The following is a 21,607-nucleotide window of genomic DNA, read 5'->3' as shown; positions in this document are numbered from 1 at the left end:
TTAGTAAAGTGAACGATCAAACTCGGCCGGGTAAGGGCAGGCGGGGTGCGGGCGGCCGGGGTGCGGGCAGGTCAGGCCGGGGTGGCCAGCGACAGCCCGAACCGGCCCTCGTCGTCCGTCCACCAGTGGTCCAGCCGCAGCCCGGCCGCGGCCAGTTCCTCGGTGACCCGCTCCTGGCGGAACTTGGCCGAGACCTCGGTCCGCAGCTCCTCGCCCCGGTCGAAGTGGACCGGCAGGTTCAGGGCCGGGATCTTCACGGTCTGCGCGCGCAGTGAGCGCAGCCGCATCTCGATCCACTCCTGCCCGGCGTCCCAGACCGCCACGTGCTCGAAGGCGTCCGGGTCGAAGTCCGCCTCCAGCTCCCGGTTCAGCACGTTGAGCACATTGCGGTTGAACTCGGCGGTCACCCCGGCCGCGTCGTCGTAGGCGGCGACCAGCACCCGCGGGTCCTTGACCAGGTCGGTGCCGAGCAGCAGGAAGTCGCCGGGGTCGAGCGCGGCGCGCAGCCCGCGCAGGAAGGTCGCCCGTTCGGCGGGCAGCAGGTTGCCCAGGGTGCCGCCGAGGAAGGCGACCAGGCGGGGTCCGCCGTCCGGGGGCAGCCCGAGCCGGGCGGTGAAGTCGGCCAGTACGCCGTGCACGGCCAGCCCCGGGTACTCGGCCGCGAGCGCTTCGCCGGCCGAGGCCAGCGCGCTCTCGCTGACGTCCACCGGCACGTAGGTGTGCAGGGTGCCGAGGTCGCGCAGCGCGCTCAGCAGCAGCCTGGTCTTCTCGGAGGAGCCCGAGCCCAGTTCCACCAGGGTGCGGGCCCGGGTGGCCGCGGCGATCTCGCCGGCCCGGGCGGTCAGGATGGCCCGCTCGGCCCGGGTGGGGTAGTACTCCGGCAGCCGGGTGATCTCCTCGAACAGTTCGCTGCCCCGGGCGTCGTAGAACCACTTCGGCGGCAGCCATTTGGGCTCGGCGGTCAGGCCCCGCCGCACGTCGTGCCGCAGGGCGGTGCTGAAGTGGTCGGCGGGCAGCAGGCGGGTGAGATCAAATGTGCTCATGACAGGTCGATCCTCTATTCAAAAGGTGAAGGAGAGGGGGAGTGTGACGTTCGCGCGGCCGGGCCTCAGCCGGCCGGGAGCGGGCGTATGGTGACGCCCTCGGGGCCGGCCAGCAGCAGCGAGCGGTCCGGGACGGCGGTCCAGGCCGGGTCGTCGTCGTACGGCTCGGAGGCGACCAGCACGCCGCGCCCCGGCAGGGTCCGGTGGTGCAGGGTGTCGCCCCAGGCGGTCGCGGCGAGCGTCCGGCCGTCGGTGAGCAGCAGGTTGAGCCGGCCGGTGGTGTGCGCGGCCACGTCCGCGACGGTGCCGGCCAGCGCCGCGCCGAGCTCGGCGCCCGCCCGTAGCCGGTGCAGCGCCAGGCCCCAGAGCAGCGCCGAGTCCGTCCGGGCCTCCAGGTCCAGCAGTTCGGCGGGCGGCAGCAGTCCGGCCAGCGCGTCCAGCTTCTTCGGCCAGCCCGTCACCGCGCCGTTGTGGCTGAACAGCCAGCGCCCGGCGGCGAACGGCGCGGCCGCCGCCTCGCCCGGCGCGCAGCCCTCGGTGGCCGAGCGGACGGCCGCCAGCAGCGCCCGGGTGCGGATCACCCGGGCGAGGTCCGCGAACGAGGCGTCCGCCCAGATCGGCCCGGCCCGCCGGTAGCGGGCGGGCGCCTCGTCGCCGTCCGCGTACCAGCCGAGCCCGAAGCCGTCCGCGTTGACCGTGCCGTACTGCTGCACCCGGGGCGCCCAGGACTGCTGGTAGAGCCCGAACGGCGGCTCCACCAGCAGCTCCCGGGGCGCCACCGGCTCGCCCAGATAGGCGAGATGGCGGCACATCAGCCGGCCGCCGGGTCGGCGGCGGTGCGGAACCCGGCGAAGATCTGCCGCCGGACCGGATAGTCCCAGTTGCGGAAGGTGCCCCGGCAGGCGACCGGCGCGACGGCGAAGCAGCCGCCGCGCAGCACCTTGTACTCGGGCCCGAAGAAGACCTCCGAGTACTCCCGGTACGGCCAGGCCCGGAAGCCCGGGTACGGCCGGAAGTCGCTGGCCGTCCACTCCCAGACGTCGCCCATCAACTGACGTACCCCGTAAGGGGATTCGCCGCCCGGGTAGCTGCCGGCCGGGGCCGGGCGCAGATGCCGCTGGCCGAGGTTGGCGTGCCCGGGGGAGGGTGCGCCGTCGCCCCACGGGTAGCGGCGGGAGCGGCCGGTGGCCGGGTCGTGCCGGGCGGCCTTCTCCCACTCCGCCTCGGTCGGCAGCCGCCGGCCGGCCCACCGCGCGTACGCGTCCGCCTCGTACCAGCTGACGTGCAGCACCGGCTCGTCCCCGGGCACCGGCTCCAGCAGGCCGAACCGCCTGCGCAGCCACTGGCCGTCCTCGCGGTGCCAGAACAGCGGGGCGGTCAGCCCTGCCCGCTGCCGGTGTTCCCAGCCCTCGGCGGTCCACCAGCGCGGCTCGTCGTAGCCGCCGTCGGCGATGAACCGCTGGTAGGCGCCGTTGGTGACGGGCGTGGTGTCCAGCAGGAAGGCGGGCAGTTCGACCCGGTGCGCCGGGCGCTCGTTGTCCAGCGCCCACGGCTCGGTGTCGGTGCCCATGGTGAACGGCCCGGCGGGGACGAGGACTTCGGCCGGCAGTGTGGCCGCGTCGGCGGGTGCGGGCGGCGGCGGGGGAGCGGCCAGGACGGGCTCGCCCGACCGCAGCTGATGGGTGATCAGCATGGTCTCGTCGTGCTGCTGTTCGTGCTGGGCGATCATGCCGAAGGCGAATCCGGCGTCCAGCAGCGGTGCGCCCTCCAGCGGGCTGGCGGCCAGCAGGTCGAGCACCCGGCCGCGGACCTCGTGGGCGTACGCGCGGGCCTCGCCGGGCGGCAGCAGCGGCAGGCTGGGGCGCTCGGCGCGCGGGTGCTCGAAGGCGTCGTAGAGCGGGTCGATCTCGGGGTGCATCGGGTCGCGGCCGCCGACGTTGCGCAGCAGCCAGAGCTCCTCCTGGTTGCCGATGTGGGCGAGGTCCCAGACCAGCGGGGACATCAGCGGGGAGTGCTGGGCGGTGAGGTCGCGCTCCCCGACGCAGTCGGTCAGCGCGGCGGTCCGGGCCCGGGCGGCCAGCAGCTCGTTCGCGATCGTCTCGCGCAGCGCCTCCGGGGTGGCGGGGGCGTCGGCGGGGGCGTCGGTCGGGCGGGCGTCGTCGATCATGGTGCGGCCTCCTCCGGGGGAGTGGGGCGGGTGCCGGCGCGCAGGGCGTCCAGCTGGTCGTCGGCGGGGCAGCGGCCGCGCGCGGGGTAGCGCTCGGCGTACTCGGCGACGACGGCGCGCAGCCGCTCGGCGCCGGGCAGACGGCCCAGCGCGGCGTCGGCGGCGGCGAAGCAGGCGAGGGCGGCGCGGCGCAGCCCCGGGTCGGCGACGGCCAGGGTGGCGGCCCGGCGCCAGACGTCGCTGCGCGGTGGCAGCGGGCCGTCGGCGCACCCCAGCGGGTCCAGCGCGGCCAGCGCGGCGTCGGCGGCCGGCGGGTCCTCCAGCAGCGCGGTGACCAGGGCGGTCGGGACGATCCAGCCGTCACCGGGCTGGGCGTCGATCATCCGCAGCTCCAGATGGCCCTGCGGCCGCACCGGAGGGAAGAGCGTGGTGCGGTGGTAGTCCAGGTCGGCCAGGGTGGGCGGGCGTTCGCCGGCGCCGGCCAGCCAGTCGCGGAAGGTCAGTCCGGCCGGGGCCGTCCAGGGCAGCCCGCCCGGTCGGCGGATGCAGAGCACCTCGGCGTCCAGCACGTAGCGGGACCAGGCCTCGCGCGGGTCGCCGTGGTCCGGGCCGGGGGCGAGGGTGCGGGAGGGGTCCATCCTGGACCAGACGGTCTGCCGGGTGGACCGGTGGCCGGTCGGCTTCCCGTCGAGTAAAGGGGAGTTGGCGAAGGCCGCGACCAGGACGGGGCCCAGCCGGTGGGCCAGCCGCCAGCGCCGGTCCAGCGCCTGCGGGCCCTCCTCGGCCCCGGCGTCCAGGCAGACCTGGACGGAGGCGGTGCCGGTCATCATGATCCGGCCCCAGGGCCCGGCCGAGTCGAAGAATCGTTCCATCGCCAGATAGCGAGGGTGGTCCAGGACCATCAGACGGGGGCGGGCCAGCGGATCGGTACCGGTACCCGTGAGACGCAGGCCCTGCGCCGCGAAGGCGGCCCGCAGGGCGGCGAGATCGCGCCGGGTTTCGTCGACGCAGGCCGTGAGGCCGGGGGCGGGCGGGGAGCTGAGCTCGACCTGACCGCCGGGTTCGAGGGTGAGACGGGCGCCGGAGGGAAGTGAGGTCCCGTCCGGGCCGCCGAGTGGCAGTGAGTCCAACGCGGCGTGCAGCCGCTCCGGTAGGACGGGGCCGGTCGGACATCGGTTGTCGTGGACGAACCACTCGACTTCGATGCCGACCAGCCGGGGAGGTCCGATCTTGAAGCAGACACCTGACATGTGGCTGCGCGCCGCCGACTCGGTCAGTGGCGTCACCCCGCCCGGGGGCGGTTCCGCGCTCTGCCGGTCGGGTGGGCTGGTGGGTGGGCTGGTCGGGCGAACGGGTATCACCGGACTCACCATCCTCGGGATCACGATTGCGGCCCGGTCTACTCTGCCCAGTCTGCTACGGACCATGCGGGCCTGCTCCGCAAACATCTCGTGAAGAGATGTATCCGCAGGTCAGAGGTGGTGCAATCGGGTGAATCAGGGCTTTCGCAGCCGGGCCAGCCGGGCCAGTGCCCGCGCCAGCTCCGGGCCGGGCAGGGCGTAGTTGAGCCGGAGTCCGCCGCGCCCGCCGGGCCCGAAGTCGGCGCCGTCCGAGACCTCCAGGGCGCAGCGCTCCAGCAGCGCCGCCCGGGCGTCCGCGGCCGGCAGGCCGAGCGCGGCGGCGTCCAGCCAGAGCAGGTACGAGGCCTGTGGCGCGGAGCGGACGGCGTCACCGAGCACAGCGGTCAACTCGTCCCGGGCGGTGGTGAGATGACGCAGCAGGGCGTCCAGCCACGGCCCGCCGTGCCGCAGCGCCGCCCGCTGCACCACCTGCTCCAGCAGCCCGCCCTCCCAGAGGCCGTACCCGGCCATCACCTCGCCGAGCCGCCCGCGCAGCGCAGGGTCCGGGACGAGTGCGAAGCAGCTGGGGATGCCGGAGGTGTTGAAGGTCTTGCCGACCGAGTTGAGGGTGACCGTCCGGTCGCGCAGCGGGCCCGCCACGGCCACCGCGACGGGGTGGCGGTGGCCGGGGTGGGTGAGGTCGCCGTGCACCTCGTCGGAGAGCAGCACCCCGCCCGCCCGCGCCGCGGCCTCGGCGAGCCCGTGGATCTCCGCCGCCGTCCAGACCCGGCCGGACGGGTTGTGCGGGCTGCTCAACAGCACCGCCCCGGGCCGGTGCCGGGCGAAGGCGTCCAGCGGCAGCCGGTAGCCGGTGCGGTCGCCGGTGCCGTCGTTACCGTCGTGGACCAGCGGGATCTCCCGGTACGGCAGCCGGGCGGCCCGGCAGAGCTGGGCGAAGCCGCCCCACTCGGGCGTCGGGAACAGCACCGGCCCGGCCGGGCGGACCGCCTCCAGCAGCAGCCGGACGGCGGTCCGGGGCCCGAACGGCAGCAGCAGCACCCACGCCGGGTCCACCGCGACGCCGTGCCGCGCCCGGTACCAGTCGGCCACCAGGGCCCGCCCGGCCGGATCGCAGACCGTGTACCCGTACGCCCGGTGCCGCGCCCGTCGCGCCAGCGCCTCGGCGACGGCCGGTGGACCGGGCAGGTCCATGTCGGCCAGACCCAGTGCGATCACCCCGTCCGGCCCGCCGGCCGTCCGCGCCCACTTGCTGCTCCCCGTCCCGGCCCGGTCGAAGGGCAGTCCGAAGCCGAAGTCGTCCGGCGCGGTCGTCATGGGAGCCTCCGTAGGGTGTGAGACGGCCCGGTCCGCCGTCAGGCTAGGGCGTCCGCTCTCGTTCCGTCCTCGTTCCGTCCGGCGGTCAGGTCCGTTTCCGGCCCCCGCTGCCACCCGGGCAGGACGGCAGAACTCCGCTTGCACGCGTTCAGCGTGCAGAGGAGGATCTTTTGTGCTTGTAGTCTCATCTGTCGCAGCCATCTCTTCAGATCGCTGCGTCCTCAGAACCGGAGTGAAGGAGTCCCGAAGATGCGGCGACCGAACTGGGTACCGGAGGGCACGGACCTGGACAAACCGAACGCCGCACGGGTCTACGACTACTACCTCGGGGGATCGCACAACTTCGAGGTGGACCGGGAGATGGCCCGCAAGGCGATCGCCCTCTGGCCGGAGCTGCCCCAGATCATGCGTTCCAACCGGGCCTTCCTCCGCCGGGCCGTGCAGTTCCTCGCCGAGCGGGGCATCACCCGCTTCCTGGACATCGGCTCCGGCATCCCGACCTTCGGCGCCGTGCACGAGCACGCCCGCGCGATCCGCCCCGAGACCGAGGTCGTCTACATCGACCGCGACCCGGTCGCCGTCGCGCACAGCCGGCTGCTGCTGGAGAACGACCCGCAGAGCGCCGTCGTCCAGGCCGACCTCCGGGACATCGACGACCTGCTGAGCCGCCCCGAGGTGAAGGCGCTGCTGGCGGCCGGCGAACCGGTGGGCGTCCTGCTGGTCGCCGTCATGCACTTCGTCAGCGACGCCGAGGAGCCGCGGAAGCTGCTCTCGGTGCTGCATGACGCCCTCCCGCCCGGCAGCGCGCTGGTCCTCTCGCACGCCTCCCTGGAGGGCCGCCCCGACCAGGCGGAGGACCACCAGAAGCTCTACCAGCGGACCCCCACCCCGCTGACCATGCGCACCCACGAGCAGATCACCGCCATGTTCACCGGCTTCGAGCTGGTCGAGCCGGGCGTGGTCTACCTGCCGCAGTGGCGCCCCGACCAGCCGGAGGCGGTCGGGCAGCACCCCGAGCGGATGACCGGGGTGGCGGGCGTGGGGTTCCGTCCGTGAGCGGAGCGCCGGTGCCGAGCAGCCCCGAACGGTTCCACGAGGACTGGGCGCGGCTGCTCTCCGGCGACCACGGCACGGCGGTCCACCCCGGCCTGCTCGGCCGGCTGATCTCCCGGACCGCCGCGCTGCTCCACCGGGCCCAGCTGGACGAGCCGTTCGAACCGCACCTGGCCGCCCGGGCCGGCGCCGAGCTCGTCGACGCGCACTTCACCGACCCGGTGGTGCTGGCCCGGGCGGTCGAACTGCTGCAGGAACAGCCGGTCGCCGACGGCCGCGGGCCCGCCCTCTGCGGCGCGTTCGCGGCCGGCTGGGCCGACGCCCTGCGCGAGCGCACCCTGCGCGAGCAGGAGGCGATCATGACCGCCGCCGACGTGGCCCGCAAGGAGGCCGAACGGGCCCTGCGCGCCTCCGAGGCCCGCTTTCGCGCGCTCTTCGAGAGCGCGGCCATCGGCATCGGCATCGGCGACACCGACGGCAACATCCTGGCCGTCAACCGCGCCCTCCAGGAGCTGTTCGGCGCCGGCCCGGAGGACATGCAGGGCCGTCGGGTCGGCGACCTCGTCCACCCCGAGGACACCCCCGGCGTCTGGGAGGCGTACGAGGAGCTGATCAGCGGCAAACGGGACTACTTCCAGTTCGACAAGCCGTACTACCGGCAGGACGGCGAGGTGGTCTGGACCCACCTCACGGTCTCGCTGATCCGCGACGACGACGGCCGCCCGGTGTACCAGGTCGCCATGCTGGAGGACGTCACCGACCGCTACCGGCTCCAGGAGCGGCTGCGCCACCAGGCCACCCACGACCCGCTGACCGGCCTGCCCAACCGGGCGGCCTTCTTCGAACGGCTGGAGAAGCTCTTCGAGGAGCCGGACCCGGGCGCCCGGTTCGGCCTCTGCTACGTGGACCTCGACGGGTTCAAGGTGGTCAACGACAGCCTCGGCCACGACACCGGCGACCAACTGCTCTCCGCCGTCGCCGACCGGCTCAAGGCCGCCCTCACCCCGCTCGGCCATCTGGTCGCCCGGCTCGGCGGCGACGAGTTCGTGGTGCTGCTGGAGAACTGCCGGGGCGAACAGGAGGCGGTCGCCGCCGCCAAGACCGTCCTCAAGGCGCTGGCCGGGCCAGTGCTGATCGGGGACCACAAGCTCGCCGTCGGCGCCAGCGTGGGCGTGCTGGAGCGCCGGGTCTCCACCACCACCCCCGGCGCCGCCGTCCGCGCCGCCGACCTGACGCTGTACCGGGCCAAGGAGGCCGGCCGCGGCCGCTGGACGCTGTTCGACCCCAAGGAGAACGCCCGCGCCGTCAGCCGCTACGCCGTCTCGGTGCGGATGCCGGCCGCCCTCGACCGGGGCGAGTTCTTCATCGACTACCAGCCGCTCTACGCGCTGGCCGACGGCCGGCTCGCCGCCGTGGAGGCGCTGGTGCGCTGGCGTCACCCGCAGCTCGGCGTGCTCGGACCGGACGAGTTCGTGACCACCGCCGAGGAGACCGGCCTGATCATGCCGCTCGGCCGGTGGGTGCTGGAGCAGGCCTGCGGCCAGGCCGCCGACTGGATCAAGCGGTTCGGCGACGACGCGCCCCAGCTCAACGTCAACCTGGCGGTCCGCCAGGCCCGCAGCGCCGCTCTGGTCACCGACCTCGGCCGGATCCTCGACTCCACCGGCCTGGACCCGGCCCGGCTCCAGCTGGAGATCACCGAGTCCACCGTGGTCGGCCCCGAGGACGAGGCGCTGCGCACCCTGCACGGGCTGGTCGACCTCGGCGTCTCGCTCGCCGTGGACGACTTCGGCACCGGCTGGTCCAACCTCGCCTACCTGCGCGACCTGCCGGTCTCCGGCCTGAAGATCGCCGGCTCCTTCGTCGGCGACCTGCACGACCCGGGCAAGGACGAGTCCACCGGCTGGCGGATCGTCAGCGGCCTGGTGTCGATGGCGCACGCGCTGGGCCTGACCGTCACGGCCGAGGGCGTGGAGACCCGGCGGGACGCCGAGCGGCTGCGCACCATCGGCTGCGACTGGGCCCAGGGCTGGCACTTCGGCCGCCCGGTGCGGCCGGGCGAGATCGCCCGCCGGATCACCGAGGAGCCGAAGGGACGACCGGTCGAGGACTGAGCCGGCCGGCCCTCCCGCGCCGGACCGTCCGCGCGTCCGCCGCTCAGCCGACCAGGCGGGACAGCTCGATCGAGTGGCCGGTGCGCTCCACCTTCGCCCGCAGGTAGCGGACGTTGCTCGCCGACAGGTGCACGCCCGTCGGCACCCGGCGCTCGACGGCGATGCCGAGGCCGGCCAGCTGCGCCGCCTTGTCCGGGTTGTTGCTCAGCAGGTCGATGCCGGTGGCGCCGAGCGCGGCGAGCATCTGGGCGGCGGCGGTGTAGTCGCGCCCGTCCTCGGGCAGGCCGAGCGCGGTGTTGGCGTCGTAGGTGTCCAGGCCGGAGTCCTGGGGTAACGGCACACCCCTCCACCTTGTTCCCGACCTGCGGAAACGGACCGAGGTAGCCGCATATGCGACGCGGCGATTTGCACGGGAGGGGCGCTCTCTGGTGCTGACCAGAGGGCGCCCCTCCCGGCTTCGTAACGGCACGGTGGCAGGTCTAGTGTCCTGTGATCGGCTGCCCGAAAAGCTCCTGGGCGATCTGCCACAGCTCTCCGCCGCGCGAAGCCTTCAGAAGTACCTTGTCGCCTGGGCGAACGATCGTCTCCAGGTAGGCCGCGGCGGTGTGGTTGTCCGCGACCCTGGCAACCTCGGGCACCCCGCCCGCGAGTGCGCCGGCAGTAAGCTGGACGACGTTGGGACTGTTGCCGACAACGATCAGCTGGTCGATTCCCTCCTCACCGACCAGTCGGCCTACGGCCTGGTGCTCCTCGGCGGCCATCTCGCCCAGCTCCAGCATTTCGCCGAGTACGGCGATAGTGCGGGTCACGGCCGGGAAGGTGATGGCTCGCCCGCTGTAGGAGGCGCTGAGGCGACTCAGGGGGACCCGGTCGTGAGTCTGGCCCCAGCCGGAAGGGTCGCGGAAGAGGATCGTGGGGTCCTCTCCGGGCTCGAAGCCAAGGGCAACCACAAGGTGGCCGCCCTTGCGGCCGTCCTCGGGGAACTTCTCCGTGACGGAAATGATGACCGGTGCGGCTTTGAGCCGGGCGGTCAGCTCCTCGGCCGGCACGGCTTCGGTCTGCCCCGGGACACCGTAGACCTCAGCCAGGCTGGCGATGCCCGCGTGGAGCCAGCCACGTTCTGTTAGTGCCCCCTTCTCGACACCAAGCTGAATCAGCTCGGTGAGGGTCGGCGGCTCCTGGCCGTATGCCAGCAGGATCATCCGAAGCGCTGCCATGCCGCAGGCTCGATCGGACCACTCGGCCCGGTCACCCAAGGCGGCCCCGCCGTGGCGTTCCCACTCATCAGGCTCGATCCGCTGACGGCACATGGGAACGTGATGGGCCAACAACATGGCAGCAGCCTCCGGAAGATCAGGCCACGGATTCCCGCTGTCCGGGGAATCCGGTGAAGTGCGGAGTGGGCAGGGGAACATCGTACGGCGGGCGAGCCATCGCCTCGTGGACCAGCGCCAGCACCACGTCACCGTGACTGAGTCCGCACAGGCCCGCGCCGACCGCGAAGTTGCTGCCGCTCGACATGCCGGGCGTGCCGTTCACCTCCAGGGCGAAGACCTGGAAGTCCGCGGTGATGATGAAGTCGATCCTCGCGGAGCCCTTCAGGCCGAGCCCGCGCCAGAGCGTCTTTGCGTGCTCCAGCACGGCGGCTCGGACCTCAGCCGGCAGGTCGGCCGCCGCTACGGTGACACCGCCGGCGGCGTCCTCGTCCAGCTTGGTCGCGGCGTCGTAGAAGTCGGCCTGGTGGACCTCGGTGAACAGCGGCGGGAAGAGGAGCACCGAGTCCCCGGGCAGCTCCAGCAAGCCGACAGTCACGGACTGGCCGCTGACGTACTTCTCGATCAGGACGGGGTGCCTCTGAGGGCCGGAGGCGTCCGCCAGAGCCCCGAGGAGATCGACCTCTTCCCGAACCAAGGCCATGCCGACGCTGGAGCCGCCCAGGGGCGGCTTGACCATGACGGCCTGCCCGCTCCACTCCACGGCGCTGCCGGTCCACTCCCACCAGGCGGGCGTGGGGACACCGAGCGACCCCATGACCCGCTTGCAGAGGATCTTGTCCGCAGCGACCGCGGAGGCCGCGACGCCGCTGCCGCAGTACGGAATCCGCAGGTACTCCAACAGCCCTTGCAGCCGGCCGTCCTCGCCGAAGGGCCCGTGGAGGTTCGAGAGAGCCGCGTCGAAGCCGGTGAGGCGCGGGACGAAGGTCGGCTCACACGGGTTCAGGATCTCGAACCGCAGGCCGAGCTCGCCGAGCGTCCGGCTCAGCGCGGTGATGGAGAGCTGATCAACCGGGCTCTTGTCGATGTAGAGCCGGTCCTCCTCGCTCACGGGGCCGTAGACCAGCGCGACGTTGAGGTCCTGCCGGCTCTGCTGCCAGTCTCGGAGGCCGACGGCGGCGGCCTTGACGGCGGCCTCGTCGTTGTCGGGGCTCAGGAAGACGGTCATGCCAGTACTCCTTCGTAGACCTTGGTGACGGGGCCGGACACCCAGAAGGACTTGCCGGGGCGTCCGGAGTGGGGGCTGACGACGAGCGGGGTGCCGGCCCTGTTCTGCACGGTGATCGGCTTGGAGCCGGAGACGAGTCCGCGTTCGACCGCGATCACGGCAGCGGCCACCGCCCCGGAACCGCAGCTCAGCGTCTCGGCCTCGACACCGCGTTCGTAGGTGCGAAGGCGCAGGACCTGATTGCCGAGCGCCTGCACGAAATTGACGTTCGTCCCGACCGGGGCCAGCTTTTCGTGGTGGCACACTGACCGGCCGAAGCACTCGGCCTCGATCGAATCGACCTCGGGCACGAAGCCAACCACGTGCTCCGTGCCGGTGTGGGCCGAGTCGAACCAGATGATGCGTCCGTCCCAACCGGCCTGGAGGACGCGCATCTCCACCTTGCCGACCTCGGCCGTGACCCGGACGTTGGTGGAGGTGACGACGGCCTCGTGCTCGACGCCGGCCATCTCCAAGGTCATCTCGCTCAGGCCGAAGGTGTCGGCCGCGTCGGCGGCGGCGCAGCGCAAGGCGTTCCCGCACATCGTCGCCTCGCTGCCGTCCGCGTTGTAGCAGGTGACGCGAAGGCGGCCATCCGTGACCTGGGCGCTGATCACCAGGCCGTCAGCCCCGATACCGAACTGGCGGTTGCAGAGCTTCTGCGCCATAAGCGGCCAGTTGATGCCGTCGTAGCGGTCCGGGTTGGTGAGGAGGATGAAGTCGTTCCCCGCTCCGTGGCTCTTCTTGAACTGCATGATTCCGCTCCTTTACGGGTTGCAGGGGCCTGCCCGCTCGCAGCGGCTCGCCGATTCAGACGGCAGCTTGGGGGCGCGGCGGGCAGGACGTCGGACCCGCAGAGAGGGCAGGCCGACGTGGACCTCCGACATGCGGAGGGCGGGGGCGGGGGGGTGTGGGGGGAGGGGCCCAGCCCAACGGACTTCCCCATCCGAAATGGGCTGGGAGTCTCAGGGGCTCAGTACTGCGAGGGGCGTCGGCCGAGCCGGAGTTCGGCCCACACGACCTTGCCACGAGCGTGCAGGTCGAGCCCCCACCGATGCGACAAGCTGTTCACGACGAGCAACCCCCGACCGCGCGTCGGCGTGTGGTTGGCATCGGCTGGCAGATCGGCGTCCACGAAGACCGGCAGAAAGCAGGAACCATCGCTGACCTCGACTTTGATCAAGGATTCACCCAACCGCTCGATCGAGAACCCGATCTTGCGCTGGCACCCCGTTGCGATGGCATTCGACATCAGCTCATTCGCCACCAGCACGGCGTTGTCGATGAGGTCGAAGAGTCCCCAGGAGGCCAAGGCAGCATCCACCAACCACCGGGCCAGCTTCGCGGATTCGGGTGCGTAGGGGTACTCCGCGGTGAAACTCGTGAGGGGTTCGCTCGGCGCGGCCTGGATGGGCGCCTCGGCGGTGGCGGTCACGATGTCCCTACCTCCATCCGTCTTAATCCGTTCAAGAACCTCACCGCGGCCTCGGGGGACACCGGCTGCCGCTGACCGTTCCCCTGAAGCTCGGCGATCTCCTCGGGGCTGAAGTGATCCCGGAGAGCCTGGCCGGGCGTTCGGCGAACGAGCAGGGGCTCGGCCCTGGCGGCGCGGCCAGCCTCCACGACCGACGCGAGTCGAAGAGCTCGGATCTGGGCTTCGAGGTCCGCCAGCATCGATCGGTTGAGTCGGACCTCGATGACGGGTGGGGGGCGCTCCCCGGTGGGGTCGGGGCGGATTCCGCTGAAAGTGATCCGGATGGACTGCTCAGGCCGATCGAGGCGTTCCAACCGCGACGGCGGGATTTCTTCGACGGAGATCCGGCCCCGGCGAAGCGGAGAGCTGTCCTGCGGGTAAGGCTGTATGGACATGTCGTCCATGGCTGGATTCATTGCCGTCCCCCTTGAAAGTGGCGCAGACGATCTTGTAGTGCTCGACCGGGTTGAGGTCCCAGTGCCACCGCGCGGTCAGCTCCGTGATCAGCTCGAACCCCCGGCCACCGGTTTCGTACATCCCGGCCGTGCGCGGCTTCGGGAGGTCCATCGAGCTGTCCAGCACCTCGATCCATGGGAGCCGATTCCACAGCGCCACGAAGGTGACCCTGAACGGCGTCCTGGCGTGCCGGAGCGCGTTCGTGGCCAGCTCGGACGCGACGATCACGGGGTCGCTGTGATCGAGCTTGATGGCCTGGCAGCTTTCCTTGACGAGCTGTCGGACTCCTCGAACCGATGTGGGGTCGGTATCGAAGGGTTCTGATCGGAACAGACGGACCACGTTGCTCAGGTGGGCGTGATCGAACACGATTTGCACAGCTCCTCCACGGATCGGCCGGAGGGAGCCATGCGTCATCGCAGACGCATTACACTCCGCAGTTGGCACGTTGCGGGTTGGCGCGAGATTGATAATCCTCGTACGAGCACTCGTACGCAAGCCTTCCGTGATGACCCGTCAAAGTTCACTCTCGCGGCGCTCGGTTGACGCTGTGCGCGCTACGCTCGTCCCAGGACCGTTTCCGCTGTACAGGGAGTAGAGAGCTTGGTGACGAAGCCGCAGACATCCCGCGCGATGGCGAACGTCGGCCGGCGGCTGAGGGCGCTTCGTCTGGAGGCACGCCCGCGCCCCACGCAAGCCGCAGTCGGCAAGGCCATCGGCAAGAGTCAAGACATGGTGTCCCTCTTCGAGAAGGGCGGGCAGCTTCCCACTGACGTGCAGCTGCGGAAGATACTGGACCTCTACGGTGTGGATCAGGCGACTCGGCTTGACCTGATGGCGGAGATCAGAGAGGCCAGGGAGTCGGAAGCGGTTTGGTGGGCGGAGTATGTCGCGCATCTACCACGTAGCTTGGTCAAGCTCATCGAGCTTGAGGACAGCGCCTCCCAGATCAGTATCGTGACGGGCAGCCTGATCCCGTGGCCCTTCCAAACCTTGGAGTACATGAAGGGTGTCGACGAGTTCGCCTCTCATGAGGTCGGGGTGGAACGCCTGGCTGCTCAACATGAGGTAAGGGTGAGGCGGCAGGAGATCGTCACCCGGACCGATCGGCCGGCGGCGGTCGATGTTCTCTTCTCCGAGGCTGCCATCCGCCCCCAGGTCGGTGGCCCGGAGGTGATGCGAGACCAGTTGGCTCGGATCATCAAGATGGCGGCAATGCCCAATGTCCGCCTCCGGGTCCTGCCGTTCTCGGCGGGAGCTGCGGCTGCGACGCAGCTCTTCCTGAACATCATGGACTTCCCCAACCCGAAGGACCCCGGGGTCGCGGCGATTGATACCGGGACGGGGGTCGTCTTCGCGGAGGACCCCAAGGAAGTGCGGGCTCGTCGTCGCATGTTTGACTACCTGGTAAGAAATGCGCTGGATCCTGACGACTCCGTGGGGCTGATCAGCGCCGCACTCAAGGAACTGTGACATGGAAAAGCAAGAGCTGTACGACGTGACGCCGCCTGTCTCCGATCGCTTCAAGTCCCCCCTGAGCCAGGCGAACGGTACGTGCGCGACGTTCGCGCCGATCGCGAATGCGGACGGGCAGCTCGTCGGGGTCTTCGTGGGTGACAGCCAGAACCCTGACATCCTCGGCGTCCGCCTCACCCCGAGTGAATTCGTTGCCATGGCCGATGGGATGGACGCCATCCGCAAGCGGCTCGGCCTGTAGGCGTCTCCCCCCGGTAGCCCCCCGCCTCCCACGGAGGCGGGGGGGCGCTCTGCGTTTGAGGCCGGGGACCCAACCCGGATCAGGCTCCGGCACTCGGCATTCCGGTAGTGGGGCCGGTGCTCACGAGGAGGGGGTGGGGCCTGGTGTCACCCGGTACTGCTCTTCCTCCTCCGGGGGCGGGATCGGTGCGGCGATGGACAGCTCGATGGCTGCGGCCCCGGCGGGTGAGGTAGCCCCGTCGGCTGGCGGCAGCTGCCGCGACCCACGCCCCGGCGGCGTTCTTGGGCATCCAGACGCCCCCGTGCTTCTCCACGGTCCCGATCTGCTCTCCGAGGCCCCGGATGACCCGGTACTGACCTCTGCGGCCTTCGTAGTCGAGTTCGAAGCACCGTGGATTCCATCGGCCGTCGGGCAGGACGTTGTCGGGGTGAATGCTCAGGGGTGTTCTCCTTCTCCAGGATGGGAGGGGGTGGGGCCTGGTGCCAGCGGTCGGCGGGGTTGTCGACGGCCGGCCGGGTGGGCGAAGCGGGGGTGGGCTCTGGTGTCCGGTCCCCGATCTCGACGCCGTCGGCGAGCAGCTGCCGTACGGCGGCGTCGGCCTGGTGGCGGTAGGGGTGGCGGGAGATGAAGTGGCCGTTCTCCCGGATCTCGTACGGGTCGTGGGCGAAGTCGCGGTCGTTGAGGGTGACGTCGAGCTGGCGGTCGTGGCCCGAGCCGGTGACGGTCCAGCGGCCGGCACCCACCGCGGACCACGTCAGGTCGATGTCCGCTCCGGTCCGGGCCCTTTCGGCGCGCTCGCGCTCGGCCTGCTCGTCGGCCCGGCGCTGGTGCTTGGCCTCCCGCTCTGCCTGGTGCTGCCGCTCGACCTCCTCACGACGCCGCAGGAACTCGGCGCGGCTCTGGGCGGCCTGGCGCTCCAGCTCCAAGGCGCGCTGGCGGGTGGCCTCCCGACGGCGGGCGGCTTCCTCGCCACTGGGCAGCGGGGGCAGGGCCTGGGGTTCGTGGCGGGCGGGCCAGGGTTCGGCGAGGTCGGCGCGGTGGTGCCGCCAGATGGTGAGCATGGCGCGGCCGTCGGCGGTGGCCACCACGTCACCGCGTTCGTCCTGGCGGAGGAACCCGGCGGCGATGACCAGTTCCACCACCTTCCGTCGTACCCGGCGGCCCTTGGCGTCGAGGCGGGCCCCGGCGGGGACGAGGCGGTAGCCGGTGCCGTCCCACCACACGCCGCCTTCGGAGGGGTGCAGGGTGGCCGCCGTGACGAGGGCGTAGACACGGGCGGTCCAGCCGGACTGTTCGCGGGCTTCGCGGGTGCGCTGAGCGGCGACGAACCGGCGGAAGTCCGCTTCGTGGTCGTCGGCGTGGAGGCGGGCGGCGTGGTGGGCGTCGTCGCGGTGGCCGTGGGTGTCGCCGACCTGGGCCGGGCGCCCGGAGTATCGGTCGCCGCAGGACAGGCACCATACCGCCCCACCCTCGCCACGGTGGCCTGCGGGGCCGACGCCGACCGGGCAGGGGTTGCGCAGCCCCCACTCCAGGGCGGTGCCGCCGCCGGGTATCCAGGGGGCACGGGTGGGGGTGGGCACTGGTGTCTCTCCTGGGTGGTGCGGGGTGGTCGCTGTGAGTGGTCGGTTGGGGTACTCGGCGTAGTGGCCTATGTCATAATGTCTTTTTTATTGACATTTTAAAAAATATATAGACATAGGCTCTCTCGGTGGGACTCAACCCAACTCGGGGTCCGGCACTCGTCATTTCGACAGGGTGGGGCCGGCGACGACGGCCCCACCCCCATGCCACCGGGGACGGGGTGGGGCCTGGTGTCGGCGGGGTGGGTCAGTCGGTGCCGGCCCTTCGACCCGCGACCTGGCAGGACCGAATGGCGAGCCCGTCAGCCGTATTCTGGGCGCGCCCTCGCACGAGTGACACCTGGTGCTTCGTGGGCGGATGGGCGCTATATCTGGACGCACGATCACCCTCGGCGGCGAGGCAGAGGTCACCCGCCAGCGCCCACACGCCACGACAGTGCGCAGGCGCCCCACCTTCAACAGGAGTACACGTGAACGTGCGCAGGAAGATCACCGTCTTGGTCATGGCCACCGCGCTGACGGCCGGCCTGGCCGCGATCGGCTTCCCGGCATCCGCCGCAGACTGCGGTGTCCGTTCCGATCGCCGGCTGTACTGCGACCACAAGGCCGGAGCCAAGGGCTACGAGCAGCGCTCCTACCAGTCGGTAAGCAAGGGCCAACTCGGCGGTACCTTCGACTGGTTCGAGTGCTGGGGCCACGGCGACCCGCACGCGGGCGGCAACAACATCTGGTACTGGACCCAGCTCGACAACGGTTCGTGGGGCAACGTGCCCGCCTTCGACGTCAGCAGCCCAGTGGATCCGGCTCCCGGTCTGCGCGAGTGCTGACCCTGGCTCAGCGGTGTGCGGTGGCGAGGTGCCGCTTGCGGCACTCGTCGGTGTAGCCCTTGCCTGCGTTCTTCGTCTCCCACCCGCAGGTACACACGGCCCGGGAGTACGCCCGGCCGGGGCAGCCCTCAGTCAGGGGCTTGCCGCTGCTGGTGTGCTTGTGGGTGGGCGGGCACTCGGTGCCGTCGGTGTGGTGGTCGGTGCGGGGCGCGGTGAACTTCGGCCGGTGGGCCCGGGGCGGGGCCTGGTGCCAGGTGCTGCGGCGGCGGGCGTCTGCCTCCTGTTCGGCGTCCCACTCGGCTTCGGTGAGGGCGTCGCCGACACACAGCGGCTCGGTGTGGTCGTACCAGGTCTCCCAGTCGCCCGCGACGATGCGCTCGGCCTCGGCCTGGGCCGCCTCGGGGGTGGGGGCGAGGACGGGCGCCACGTGCACGGTGATGACGTCCACGGCAACGATGTACTTGGGCAAGCTGTTGTCTCCTGCGCTGCTCGGGGGTGGGGCCTGGGGTCTGGCCGGGCCTCGGCGCGGTCCGGAGGGTGTCCGGGCCGCACCGGGGCGGGTCAGGCCGCCAGGACGGTGCCGCTGACGAGCAGGCCGGGCAGGCAGTCCTGGAGGAGAGCGGGGCGTATCAGGATGCCGTCGCCTTCGCGGGCCCAGTCCGAGCTGTTGCCGGGGTCGGTGCGGAAGATGGCGAACAGGGGGCCGCCGTCGGCGGGGACGACCGTCCGGGCCCCGTTCGCGCTCGACCCGGCACCGGCCTCCCAGGGGCTGGTTTCGCTGGCGACGCCGTAGCGCACGGTGCCGTCCTTCTCGGTCCAGCGCTGCCAGCCCTTGCCCTTGCTGCGGATCTTGCTGGGCTTCGGGGTGCGGCGGGGGTCGGGCCCGATCTTCACCGCGCGGCCGGGGCTGCTGAGCTTGGGCAGGTCAAGCGCGAGTTGCACGGCCTTGGTGTGCCGGGCCTGTGCGCCGCGCTGGCTGGCCGGGGTGGTGACGACGACGGGCTTCTTCTTGCCGGGCAGGCGGAGCGTGGTCGTGAGGGTGACGGGGGTGGGCACTGGTGTCTCCTGCGGTGGGGCGGGGGTGGGGGCCTGGTGTCAGCGGCGGGCGGTCATGCCGCCGATGCGGCCTGAGTGGTCGGGAGCGAGGCGTTAAGGGCTCGCAACACCGCCTCGGCCATGGCGGCGTTGAGGTGCGAGCACTCGATGTGCACGCCGCCGAACCGCGACCGGCTGATCTTGATTTCGGCGTGCGGGGCGCTCCAGGAGGCGTCGGGCCCCTGGTTCCACCGCAGGGTCCGGGTGGTGTCCTCCCCGTTCCGTCGGGAATCCGCCCCGGGCGGTCGGCCAGTGGTGAGCGGCACGGCCTTGAGTTGCCGGGCGATGGTGGTCACCTCGTGCACGTCGGTGAGGTGCCGGTGCTGTCTGCGGCTCATCTCGGCGACAGCCGCGTCCAGGGCGGGCAGCAGCCGCCGCTGCACGTCGCGCGCGACCTGGGTGGGGGTCTTCGCCCGGGTCACGGTGATGCTTCCCGTCTCCAGGCCGTGGCGGTCGTAGTACGTCGCGTTGTCGGGGAGGCTGCTGTGCATCCACCACCGGTCGTGGTGCAGGCGTTCCTGCTGGATCAGGATTCGGGAGCCGTCCTCTGTGCGGATCAGTTCGACGCAGGGGTGCCAGTCGGGGACGCGTCGGGGGTCCACGGTCCATTCGCTGGTGCCGAGTGCCTGCGCGAGTCCTTCAGCCAGCGTCAGCAAGTCGGCGCGGAGTTCGGCCTGGGCGTCCTGGGGGTTGTGAGGGGTCATGGGGTCCGTTCGTGGGGTGCGGTGGGGGTGGGGCCTGGTGCCAGAGCGGGCCTACACGGTGGGGGCGAGGAGTCGGAGGACTCGTTCCTTCAGCTCCGCCAGTTCGGCCTGTAGGGCGTCGTTCGCGGCGCGGAGGGCGGTCACGCGGGCGCGCATCTCGTTCAGTTCGGCGGGGTCTATCTCGAAGTCGGTGTACAGCTCGGTCACAGCGGGAGTCCGTCGACGCGCTCCCCGACGGGGTGGGCCCTGGTGTACGCGCTGCGGGCGGCGTGCCCTTCACGGGTGACGCGCCACATGCCGTGGACGGCGGATGGACGGAGGTATCCGGCCTCGGCCAGCCGGACGGTGAGGGTGCCGTTCGGATCGGCGACATCGGCCCCGATGCGGTCGGCGTAGGCCCAGTGCGACAGAAGCGCGAACCCCTCGGCGGTGATCACTTGCCGGTCTCCAACTCGCGGATGAGCGCTTCCAGTTCGGCGGTGAGGTCGAGCAGCAGTTCCCGGGAGTCGTGGGCGCGGTCGTCGTTCTTCTGGTCGTAGTCGCCCATGTACTCGTCTTCGGCGGGCTGGTCGGGGTGGTCGGGATCGTAGGTTGGGATGCACTCGTGGAAGGTGGCTTCCCAGTCGCGTTCGTTACGGCGGACGCGGTCAACGAGGGCTTGGAGCTGTGCGGACATGGCGGTGCCTTTGGTTCGGTGTGGGGGTGGGGCCTGGTGTCTGTGCACCCATGGCGTGGGCCCGGCGGTGTGCTGGGCCCTCACCAAAGGGGCGCAGCTCAGATGGAGCGGAAGACGTATCCGCCGGTCGTGTGGGCGTAGTCGCAGTTCCACGCGATCATGTCGAGTCGGGGAGTCCAGCCCCGGCAACTCTCGACGGCGGTGCGGTACTCGTCGTCCATCTCCATGAGCATGGCGTGGGCGAAGTCCTCCAGGTCGGCCCACTGGCCGCTGAACGCCTCTTCGAAGGTCTCTACGGCGTACTCGGCGTTCCCGACGAGTGCGGCGTAGGCGGTGAGGGCTTCAAGGTCGGCGATCATCAGTCCGGCGTCATCGGCCAGTCCGGCAAGGTAGTCAGCGGTGCGGCTCATGGTGGTCTCTCTCGGGTCGGGGCGGTGGTGAGGGGCGGATCAGGCGGCGGTGAGCGGGTCGGCCAACAGCTCGTCCAACATGAGGTCCAGGCCCCAGGCCGCAGAGTCGTCGTGGCGCATGTCCAAGAACGCGGCGCACATCGCGGGGGCCTGCTCCGGGTGGTCCTGTGCGGCCATGGCCAGGCGCGGCCAGTAGTGGGCGATCTCAAGGGCGGTGGTGCGGGTCATGGCTGTAACTCCGGTCTGCTGTTGAGTGGTTGGAGGGGGTGGGGCCTGGTGCCTACGCGGCGCGGCCGTACAGCGCGCGGTATCCCTGCTTCGAGCCGCGCACGATGGCGCGGACGTCTTCGCGGTACGCGGCACCCTGTCGGGCGGCGTAGCCGTCCAGGTAGGGCGTCAGGACGGCCGTCAGGGGCTTGCCGGTGGTCCAGCCAGCGCCGCCGGTCAGCGTGGGTGCGGCCCAGCGCACGGGCGGGCACGACTCTTCGAGTGCGCAGCCCCGGCAGAGCGGTTCACCGTCCCGGGTGTCCATGGGGGTCAGCCACTCGTCACAGTCGGAGCACTGCGCGTACCCCATGCCAGACAAGGCCTTCTCCACCATGTCCATGGTGATCTCACCGAGCGACGGGCAGTCCAGTTCGCGCAGCACGTCCTCACCGTCCACCCCGTCCGGCAGGGTGAGGGGCGAACCTTCGATCTCTTCGACCATGGCGGCGTGCTCCCGCTCGCTGTGGTCGTGGTTGTCCAGGAACGGGTATCCGTGCAGGCAGGCCGTCACGCGCTCGGCCACCGCTACGGCGGCCGGGTTGTCTGCGTCGTACATGATCCAGCCCGTGTCGTCCCACGTGCCGCCGATCGGGCCGCACTCCTCCGTGAACCAGCGCTTGGCCGTCTCGTAGTTGGACGTCGCGCGGACCTGTTCGACCTCGGTGGCGTACCAGTGGTCCCCGTCTTCCAGGAACCCGGACACGTCCATCACGAGGGCGATGCGGGCCCATTCGTGTGCCTCGGACTCGTTGAGCAGGTTCTGCGCGGTGTCGTAGCTGCTGCCGAACTTGTCTACGGCGGAGCGGAGTTCGGGGGCGAGTGTGGCGTTCATGGTGCGTTCCTTGCTTGGTGCGGGGCGGTTCGGGGG

25 protein-coding genes and 1 pseudogene are annotated in these 21,607 nt (G+C 71.3%); 5 read left to right on the top strand and 21 right to left on the bottom strand.

Annotated features, from left to right (window positions below; genetic code table 11):
- Positions 1-71: 71 nt before the first annotated feature.
- From egtD to ACIO5D_RS03880, 5 genes are all read right to left on the bottom strand, one after another.
- Positions 72-1,043, bottom strand: coding sequence for an L-histidine N(alpha)-methyltransferase (egtD, locus tag ACIO5D_RS03900; RefSeq protein WP_400793864.1), 972 nt, complete (start codon positions 1,041-1,043; stop codon positions 72-74).
- A 65-nt stretch (positions 1,044-1,108) separates the two neighbouring features.
- Positions 1,109-1,855 carry an ergothioneine biosynthesis protein EgtC gene (egtC, locus tag ACIO5D_RS03895; protein WP_400793863.1) on the bottom strand — a complete coding sequence of 249 codons (747 nt, stop codon included), beginning with the start codon at positions 1,853-1,855 and terminating at the stop codon, positions 1,109-1,111.
- Complete coding sequence (egtB, locus tag ACIO5D_RS03890) at positions 1,855-3,210, bottom strand: ergothioneine biosynthesis protein EgtB (protein ID WP_400649385.1); 1,356 nt, start codon at positions 3,208-3,210, stop codon at positions 1,855-1,857. The genes egtC and egtB overlap by 1 nt, the downstream gene beginning before the upstream one ends.
- On the bottom strand, positions 3,207-4,496 hold the full coding sequence (gene egtA, locus ACIO5D_RS03885; protein ID WP_400793862.1) for an ergothioneine biosynthesis glutamate--cysteine ligase EgtA: 1,290 nt from the start codon (positions 4,494-4,496) through the stop codon (positions 3,207-3,209). The genes egtB and egtA overlap by 4 nt, the downstream gene beginning before the upstream one ends.
- Before the next feature lie 210 nt (positions 4,497-4,706).
- Positions 4,707-5,885: an aminotransferase class I/II-fold pyridoxal phosphate-dependent enzyme gene (locus ACIO5D_RS03880; RefSeq protein WP_400793861.1), complete on the bottom strand. Its 1,179-nt coding sequence runs from the start codon at positions 5,883-5,885 to the stop codon at positions 4,707-4,709.
- 249 nt (positions 5,886-6,134) lie between these two features.
- Here ACIO5D_RS03880 and ACIO5D_RS03875 point away from each other — a divergent pair, with 249 nt between their 5' ends.
- Positions 6,135-6,941: an SAM-dependent methyltransferase gene (locus ACIO5D_RS03875; protein WP_363606523.1), complete on the top strand. Its 807-nt coding sequence runs from the start codon at positions 6,135-6,137 to the stop codon at positions 6,939-6,941.
- An 11-nt stretch (positions 6,942-6,952) separates the two neighbouring features.
- Positions 6,953-9,052 carry a putative bifunctional diguanylate cyclase/phosphodiesterase gene (locus ACIO5D_RS03870; RefSeq protein ID WP_400756506.1) on the top strand — a complete coding sequence of 700 codons (2,100 nt, stop codon included), beginning with the start codon at positions 6,953-6,955 and terminating at the stop codon, positions 9,050-9,052.
- 43 nt (positions 9,053-9,095) lie between these two features.
- Here the strand turns inward: ACIO5D_RS03870 and ACIO5D_RS03865 are convergent.
- From ACIO5D_RS03865 to ACIO5D_RS03840, 6 genes and pseudogenes are all read right to left on the bottom strand, one after another.
- Positions 9,096-9,380: pseudogene (locus ACIO5D_RS03865) on the bottom strand (GTP cyclohydrolase); the annotation flags it as partial.
- A 151-nt stretch (positions 9,381-9,531) separates the two neighbouring features.
- Complete coding sequence (locus tag ACIO5D_RS03860; RefSeq protein ID WP_400793860.1) at positions 9,532-10,386, bottom strand: glutamate ligase domain-containing protein; 855 nt, start codon at positions 10,384-10,386, stop codon at positions 9,532-9,534.
- Between the two features lie 19 nt (positions 10,387-10,405).
- On the bottom strand, positions 10,406-11,494 hold the full coding sequence (locus tag ACIO5D_RS03855) for an ATP-grasp domain-containing protein (protein WP_400793859.1): 1,089 nt from the start codon (positions 11,492-11,494) through the stop codon (positions 10,406-10,408).
- The gene (gene dapF / locus ACIO5D_RS03850) at positions 11,491-12,288 is read right to left on the bottom strand and encodes a diaminopimelate epimerase (protein WP_400793858.1); all 798 of its coding nucleotides are present in this window, start codon (positions 12,286-12,288) and stop codon (positions 11,491-11,493) included. The genes ACIO5D_RS03855 and dapF overlap by 4 nt, the downstream gene beginning before the upstream one ends.
- Before the next feature lie 218 nt (positions 12,289-12,506).
- On the bottom strand, positions 12,507-12,968 hold the full coding sequence (locus ACIO5D_RS03845) for an ATP-binding protein (RefSeq protein ID WP_400793857.1): 462 nt from the start codon (positions 12,966-12,968) through the stop codon (positions 12,507-12,509).
- 330 nt (positions 12,969-13,298) lie between these two features.
- Entirely contained in the window at positions 13,299-13,832 is a 534-nt protein-coding gene (locus tag ACIO5D_RS03840; RefSeq protein ID WP_400793856.1) for an ATP-binding protein, read from the bottom strand.
- 237 nt (positions 13,833-14,069) lie between these two features.
- On the opposite strand from ACIO5D_RS03840, the gene ACIO5D_RS03835 reads away from it, so the two are divergent.
- Together ACIO5D_RS03835 and ACIO5D_RS03830 are read left to right on the top strand one after the other, a co-directional pair.
- Positions 14,070-14,936 (top strand): helix-turn-helix domain-containing protein, encoded by an 867-nt coding sequence (locus ACIO5D_RS03835; protein ID WP_400793855.1) that lies wholly within the window; start codon positions 14,070-14,072, stop codon positions 14,934-14,936.
- A gap of 1 nt (position 14,937) precedes the next feature.
- Complete coding sequence (locus ACIO5D_RS03830; protein WP_400793854.1) at positions 14,938-15,180, top strand: hypothetical protein; 243 nt, start codon at positions 14,938-14,940, stop codon at positions 15,178-15,180.
- Positions 15,181-15,326: 146 nt separating this feature from the next.
- On the opposite strand, the gene ACIO5D_RS03825 is transcribed toward ACIO5D_RS03830, so the two are convergent.
- On the bottom strand, positions 15,327-16,760 hold the full coding sequence (locus ACIO5D_RS03825; RefSeq protein ID WP_400793853.1) for a hypothetical protein: 1,434 nt from the start codon (positions 16,758-16,760) through the stop codon (positions 15,327-15,329).
- A gap of 470 nt (positions 16,761-17,230) precedes the next feature.
- Between ACIO5D_RS03825 and ACIO5D_RS03820 the strand changes: the two genes are divergently transcribed.
- Positions 17,231-17,587 carry a hypothetical protein gene (locus ACIO5D_RS03820; protein WP_400793852.1) on the top strand — a complete coding sequence of 119 codons (357 nt, stop codon included), beginning with the start codon at positions 17,231-17,233 and terminating at the stop codon, positions 17,585-17,587.
- A gap of 7 nt (positions 17,588-17,594) precedes the next feature.
- Here ACIO5D_RS03820 and ACIO5D_RS03815 read toward each other — a convergent pair whose 3' ends face one another.
- From ACIO5D_RS03815 to ACIO5D_RS03775, 9 genes are all read right to left on the bottom strand, one after another.
- Positions 17,595-18,056: a hypothetical protein gene (locus tag ACIO5D_RS03815; protein WP_400793851.1), complete on the bottom strand. Its 462-nt coding sequence runs from the start codon at positions 18,054-18,056 to the stop codon at positions 17,595-17,597.
- 92 nt (positions 18,057-18,148) lie between these two features.
- The gene (locus ACIO5D_RS03810; protein WP_400793850.1) at positions 18,149-18,643 is read right to left on the bottom strand and encodes a hypothetical protein; all 495 of its coding nucleotides are present in this window, start codon (positions 18,641-18,643) and stop codon (positions 18,149-18,151) included.
- 53 nt (positions 18,644-18,696) lie between these two features.
- Positions 18,697-19,386 carry a hypothetical protein gene (locus tag ACIO5D_RS03805; protein WP_400793849.1) on the bottom strand — a complete coding sequence of 230 codons (690 nt, stop codon included), beginning with the start codon at positions 19,384-19,386 and terminating at the stop codon, positions 18,697-18,699.
- 51 nt (positions 19,387-19,437) lie between these two features.
- Positions 19,438-19,593: a hypothetical protein gene (locus ACIO5D_RS03800; RefSeq protein ID WP_400793848.1), complete on the bottom strand. Its 156-nt coding sequence runs from the start codon at positions 19,591-19,593 to the stop codon at positions 19,438-19,440.
- A complete protein-coding gene (locus ACIO5D_RS03795; protein ID WP_400793847.1) occupies positions 19,590-19,823 on the bottom strand; it encodes a hypothetical protein in 234 nt (77 codons plus the stop codon). Before ACIO5D_RS03795 ends, ACIO5D_RS03800 begins: the two co-directional genes overlap by 4 nt.
- Complete coding sequence (locus tag ACIO5D_RS03790; RefSeq protein WP_400793846.1) at positions 19,820-20,062, bottom strand: hypothetical protein; 243 nt, start codon at positions 20,060-20,062, stop codon at positions 19,820-19,822. The genes ACIO5D_RS03795 and ACIO5D_RS03790 overlap by 4 nt, the downstream gene beginning before the upstream one ends.
- Before the next feature lie 98 nt (positions 20,063-20,160).
- Positions 20,161-20,472: a hypothetical protein gene (locus ACIO5D_RS03785; RefSeq protein ID WP_400793845.1), complete on the bottom strand. Its 312-nt coding sequence runs from the start codon at positions 20,470-20,472 to the stop codon at positions 20,161-20,163.
- A 39-nt stretch (positions 20,473-20,511) separates the two neighbouring features.
- Positions 20,512-20,700 carry a hypothetical protein gene (locus tag ACIO5D_RS03780; RefSeq protein WP_400793844.1) on the bottom strand — a complete coding sequence of 63 codons (189 nt, stop codon included), beginning with the start codon at positions 20,698-20,700 and terminating at the stop codon, positions 20,512-20,514.
- A gap of 52 nt (positions 20,701-20,752) precedes the next feature.
- Positions 20,753-21,571: a hypothetical protein gene (locus ACIO5D_RS03775; RefSeq protein WP_400793843.1), complete on the bottom strand. Its 819-nt coding sequence runs from the start codon at positions 21,569-21,571 to the stop codon at positions 20,753-20,755.
- Between the last annotated feature and the right edge of the window lie 36 nt (positions 21,572-21,607).

This window comes from Kitasatospora sp. NPDC087315 (assembly GCF_044744345.1).
Classification (GTDB): domain Bacteria; phylum Actinomycetota; class Actinomycetes; order Streptomycetales; family Streptomycetaceae; genus Kitasatospora.
Note: the sequence above shows the minus strand (reverse complement) of the source record. Positions and strands in the feature narration are given on the sequence as shown.